This is a genomic window from Kitasatospora sp. NPDC091257 (genome assembly GCF_044757675.1).
Classification (GTDB): Bacteria; Actinomycetota; Actinomycetes; order Streptomycetales; family Streptomycetaceae; genus Kitasatospora; species Kitasatospora lactacystinica.
In genome coordinates, this window is sequence record NZ_JBIVVI010000678.1 from 1 (window position 1) to 5049 (window position 5049).

General features: G+C 72.6%; 5 protein-coding genes. 1 reads left to right on the forward strand and 4 read right to left on the reverse strand.

Annotation, left to right across the window (positions count from 1 at the left end):
• Nucleotides 1-371: 371 nt before the first annotated feature.
• Nucleotides 372-2030 carry an LCP family protein gene (locus ACIQOV_RS27065; protein WP_401052786.1) on the forward strand — a complete coding sequence of 553 codons (1659 nt, stop codon included), beginning with the start codon at nt 372-374 and terminating at the stop codon, nt 2028-2030.
• 82 nt (nt 2031-2112) lie between these two features.
• Here the strand turns inward: ACIQOV_RS27065 and ACIQOV_RS27070 are convergent, their stop codons facing one another.
• The 4 genes from ACIQOV_RS27070 to ACIQOV_RS27085 form a co-directional block, all read right to left on the reverse strand.
• Nucleotides 2113-2772: a zinc ribbon domain-containing protein gene (locus ACIQOV_RS27070; RefSeq protein ID WP_401052789.1), complete on the reverse strand. Its 660-nt coding sequence runs from the start codon at nt 2770-2772 to the stop codon at nt 2113-2115.
• Nucleotides 2773-2865: 93 nt separating this feature from the next.
• Nucleotides 2866-3159 carry a hypothetical protein gene (locus tag ACIQOV_RS27075; protein ID WP_401052792.1) on the reverse strand — a complete coding sequence of 98 codons (294 nt, stop codon included), beginning with the start codon at nt 3157-3159 and terminating at the stop codon, nt 2866-2868.
• A gap of 170 nt (nt 3160-3329) precedes the next feature.
• Nucleotides 3330-4319: a signal peptidase I gene (gene lepB / locus ACIQOV_RS27080; RefSeq protein WP_401052795.1), complete on the reverse strand. Its 990-nt coding sequence runs from the start codon at nt 4317-4319 to the stop codon at nt 3330-3332.
• 63 nt (nt 4320-4382) lie between these two features.
• On the reverse strand, nt 4383-4979 hold the full coding sequence (locus ACIQOV_RS27085) for an XRE family transcriptional regulator (protein ID WP_359900727.1): 597 nt from the start codon (nt 4977-4979) through the stop codon (nt 4383-4385).
• Nucleotides 4980-5049: the final 70 nt, after the last annotated feature.

Below are 5049 nucleotides of genomic sequence, written 5' to 3' on the forward strand. Positions count from 1 at the left end.
CCCGGGGGCCCCCGGATGCGCGGCGGCGGCCGCGACGGTTCGGGGTGCGGCGACCGCCGCCGCGCCCGAGGCCGCGGCGGTGAGGCCGGCGGCGGCCAGCAGGGCCACCAGGGCGCCGGCTATCGAACGTGCTATCCGATCAGTCATCGTGCTCCTCGTACGGGTCCGGAGCAGCGCGGAACAGCCGCTCTGACCAATTTCTCATGGTCTGACCAGCTGGTTTTCCCATCCGCGCCTAGTATGCTCCACTGAAGTTCTACAGCGGTGTAAAAGTTTAGCGACGGGTCACGCCCGGATCGGCTCCGGCCCCGGGCCACGCGAACCCGCCGCTTTCGACGGGGGCTCGCGTGGCAACTGTGGAGGATGACGACGTGTCTGGCCGAAAGGGTTCCCCCGAAGCCGAGAATTCGCCGCACCGGGCGGGCGGACGCCGGGCCACCGGCCGGAGAACCGGCCAGAAGAACGACCGGAACCCGGACAGCGCGAGCATATCGGACGGCCGTTCAGCGGCCCGGGCGCGCAAGAAGCCCAAGCGCAGCACCAAGGAGAAGGTGCTCTGGGCGACCGCCGGCTGCACCGCGCTCGCCGTCCTCGGCGGCGCCGGCCTCTATTACCGGCTGAACAGCAACATCAACACCTTCGACGGCGACGCGCTCAGCAAGGACCGCCCGGAGGCCGCGACCCCGGACGCCCAGGGCCGCACCCCGGTCAACGTGCTGATGATCGGCTCGGACAGCCGCGGCAACGGCAACAGCGACCTGGGCGGCGGCGGGGACGGCGGCGCCCGCTCGGACACGGCGATCCTGCTGCACGTCTACGCCGACCACAAGCACGCCGTCGGCATCTCCATCCCCCGCGACTCCCTGGTCACCATTCCGTCGTGCAAGCTCCCCAACGGCAAGTGGACCAAGGAGCAGACCAATGTGATGTTCAACAGCGCCTTCTCGGTCGGCGACAGCGACCAGGGCAACCCGGCCTGCACCCAGAACGCCGTCGAGAAGCTGACCAACCTGCGCGTCGACCACACCATCGTGGTCGACTTCAACGGCTTCGCCGCGATGACCAAGGCGGTCGGCGGCGTCGAGGTCTGCCTGCCGAACGACATCCACGAGGGGGACCTCAACCCCAACCTCGGCCACAAGGGGAAGCTGCTCTTCCCCAAGGGCAAACAGAAGGTCGAGGGCCAGGCCGCGCTGGACTACGTCCGGGTCCGGCACGGCATCGGCGACGGCTCCGACATCGGCCGCACCAAGCGCCAGCAGGCCTTCATGTCCTCCCTCATCAAGGAGGTCAAGTCCCGCGGCATGGACCCGACCACGCTGCTGCCGCTGGCCGACGCGGCCACCAGGTCACTGACCGTCGACCCCGGCCTCGGCTCGGCCGCCAAGCTGCTCTCCTTCGCCATGGAACTCAAGGACGTGAACCTGCACGACATCAAGTTCCTCACCGTGCCCTGGCGCTACGAGGGCCCGCGGGTCGCCCTGGTGCACCCCGACGTGGACCAGCTGTGGGCCGCGCTCAAGGCCGACCGCACCATCGACGGCCAGGACGCGAGCGCCCCGGCCGACGCCGCCACCCCCTCCGCCCCACCCGCCGCCGAGGCCGCGCCCGCGCCGACCCAGGCCCCGGACGCCAAGGCCGCCGAGGTGAAGGTCTCCGTGCTCAACAGCACCGGCGAGTCCGGGCTCGGCGGCCGGGCCGCGGAGACCGTCAAGGGCGCCGGCTACACCGTCGCCGGCGTCGGCAACGCGGTCGGCAAGCCGCGCAGCACCACCGTCGTCGAGTACGGCACCGGCGAGCGCACCGCCGCCGAGGCGGTCGCCAAGCTGTTCCCCGGCGCGACCGTGCAGCCCGGCGGCCGGGGCGTCAGCGTCGTCCTCGGCCACGACTTCGCCGCCGCCAACCCCGCCGGCCCCGCCACCGCGGCCCCCGGCGGCGCCCCCACCGCCCCGGCCCCGCTGCCCACCAGCGTCAGCGGCGCCGCCCGCTCGGCCGACGACGATCCCTGCGCCAACCTCTCGTACGGCTGAGCCGGTCCGTCCCGCGCGCACGACGGCGGGGCGCCTCCGGCCCGTCGCTCCGGGGGCGCCCCGCCGTCCTGCGGACGAGGTGTCAGCGTCTCGTCCCGCAGGACGGACAGAACGCGGCGCCGTCCGGGACGTCCTTGTGGCAGCTCGGGCACTGGACGGGCTGCGCCAGTCGGAAGCCGCAGCCGGGGCAGAACGGCGTGCCGTGGGTCTCGGTGTGGCACTGCGGGCAGACCAGCTGACGCGGCGCGTTGACGTCGAACTCGGCCCCGGACTGCTGACCGGACTTGTACGCGCGCTCGGTGACCGTGTCGTTGAGGCCGCGGTGCTGCGCCGCCACCGCCTCGGCCGCGGTGTCCGGGGCACAGGTGTGGCACAGACCCTGGGCCGGGTCGAAGCAGCGGCCGCAGACGTAATGGGTGCACCGGGCGCACCGGTTGAAATGGGACTGGGCGTTGGTGATGGCCCGTTGGAAGGCCGCGTCCCGCGAGGTGCCCCAGGTCTGGCCGGCCAGACCGTCGGCGGCGTTGCTGATGGTGTTGGCGTTGCCGCCGATGAGGTTCCAGGCCGCGCTGACGCCCTTGCCTATCCAGCCCGCCATCTGACCGGTCCGGAACGGCTCGAACGCCGAACGCCAGGTGTCCGAGCAGCGGTAGCAGGAGAACTCGAACTGGAAGCCCGCGCCGGTGCCGTGCTGCTCGCACAGGTCGCGGTAGTTGCTGCTGAAGTAGATCTCCGAAGTCACGTCGTCCCCGGTCGCTAAGTGGCCTGTCGGCGGTCGATCCCAGGGACGACGGGGCCCGCCGAACGGTTCCACCGGAATGTCCGACCGGCCTGCTCAGAGCCCGGACACCGGCAGCAGCAGCACCCGCGCCGGGTCGAACGGCTGCCAGAGCGCGGGCTGTCCGCCGCGGCCGATGCGCAGCCGGCACCAGCGCTGCCCGGCCGCGTCCTGCCACCACGCGCTGATCCGGCCGAGCGCCCAGCCACCGTCCCCGAGGTCCACCTCGACCGGCTGGTAGACCCAGCGGACGTCCCGGGCCGCCGTTTCCGGTCCTGCCCGATCCGTTCCCGCCGGTTCCGGCCCCGCCGGACCTCCGGCGTCCCCGGGGCTGCACTGATTCTCCATCACGGCTCCGCCTCCCGACCCGGACCCGGCCGCCGGGCGCCCCGCTCGGGGCGGCCGGCGGCCGGGCGTTCAGCTCACCTCCTGAACTCTACAGGCGTGTAGATGTCGGTGGGAGGAGTTCCGTCGAAGCCGATCGAAGCCGGTCGACCGGGTTCCGGGAAGGCGAGCCGGCCTCAGCGGTCCTTCCGCGCCGAGCGCCGCCGCTGCCACAGGGCGAGCGGCACGATGCCGGCCAGTGCGGCGGCCTCCGGCGCCGGCGGCGTCTCGAACGGCGCGCCGGCCGCGCCCGCCGCCCCGGCCGGCACCTTGTCGAAGGTGTCCGGGACCGGCAGCGTGGACCAGTCGGACAACGGCCAGGCGACCACGAAGGCCCGGCCGACCACGTTGTCCACCGGCACGAAGCCGTCGCCGGTCTCGTTGTGGTGCCACCGGGAGTCCCGCGAGTTGTTGCGGTGGTCGCCCATCACCCACAGCTTGTCCTTGGGCACGGTGACGGTGCCGACCGGGTCGTTGTCGCAGGGCGTCGCACCCGGGAACAGGTACGGCTCGTCCAGCGCCACGCCGTTCACCCTCAGCGGCGAGCCCGCCTCGCACTCGACGGTGTCACCGCCGACCGCGATCACCCGCTTGATCAGGTCCTTCTCGTCCGCCGAGGGCATCAGGCCGACGGTGCTGAGCGCCTTCTGGACGGTCCCCATCACGGAGTCGCCCGAGACCGTCGGCGTGCCCTCCAGCCAGCCGCCCGGATCGCGGAACACCACCACCTCGCCACGCTCGGGCTTGGCGCCGAACCATGGGGTGAACTTGTCGACCAGCACCCGGTCGCCGATCGCGAGGGTCTGCTCCATCGAACCGGAGGGGATGGAGAAGGCCTGTACGAAGAAGGTCTTGATGCCGAGCGAGAGCAGCAGCGCGACCACCAGCAGGATCGGCAGCTCCTGCCAGAACGGGCGCTTCTTCCGGGGGCGCTCGGCCTCCTCGTCGGCCGCCCCGGGAGCACCCGCGCTCCCGGGTGCGCCGATCCCGCCGGGAGCACCGGCGCCCGCGTCCGCACCCTCCGCCACCGCGCTGTCCGTCCCCGGCTCCGCCCGGCCGTCCCCGGCCTCCGCACGCTCCCCGGCTCCGCCGCTCTCGCCGGACTCCGCGCTCTGCTGCACAGTCATTTCCTCGGCCCCTCCCGATGGCCTGGCGGGAGCCGGTAGGAAGACCCCCTGTCAGGAACGAACCTACCGAACAGAGGTTCCCGGGCGCGCCCTGACGTGGATGCGCTCCCCCTGCGGCCCGAACAGGCTGAGGAACTCCACCGGCTGCTGCCCCGCGTTGCCGAAGGCGTGCGGGGTGCGGGTGTCGAACTCGGCGGCCTCACCGGCCGTCAGCACCAGGTCGTGGGTGCCGAGGACCAGCCGCAGCCGTCCGGACAGCACGTACAGCCACTCGTACCCCTCGTGGACCTTCAGCTCCAGCTCGGGTCCGGCGTTCCGGCCCGGCGGCACGATGTGCTTGTACGCGTGCAGGCCGCCCAGGTGGCGGGTGAGCGGGACGATGGTCTGGCCGTTCCTGGTCACCGGGCGCGGGTGGATCCGCGGGTCGCCGGTGGCCGGAGCGCCGACCAGTTCGTCCAGCGGCACCCGGTACTCCCGGGCCAGCGGCAGCAGCAGCTCCAGCGTCGGCTTGCGCTGCCCGGACTCCAGCCGGGACAGCGTGCTGAGCGAGATGCCGGTGACGGCGGCCAGTTTGGCGAGCGTGGTGCCGCGCTCCCGCCGCAGCGCCCGCAGCCGCGGGCCCACCGTGGTGAGGACGTTCTCGAAGTCTTCGTCGGCCATGCCTGCTATTTGCCGGTACGGCAATGCCCCTTGTCAATCCGGCACACGGGTGAGGCCCCGCCGCCACCCC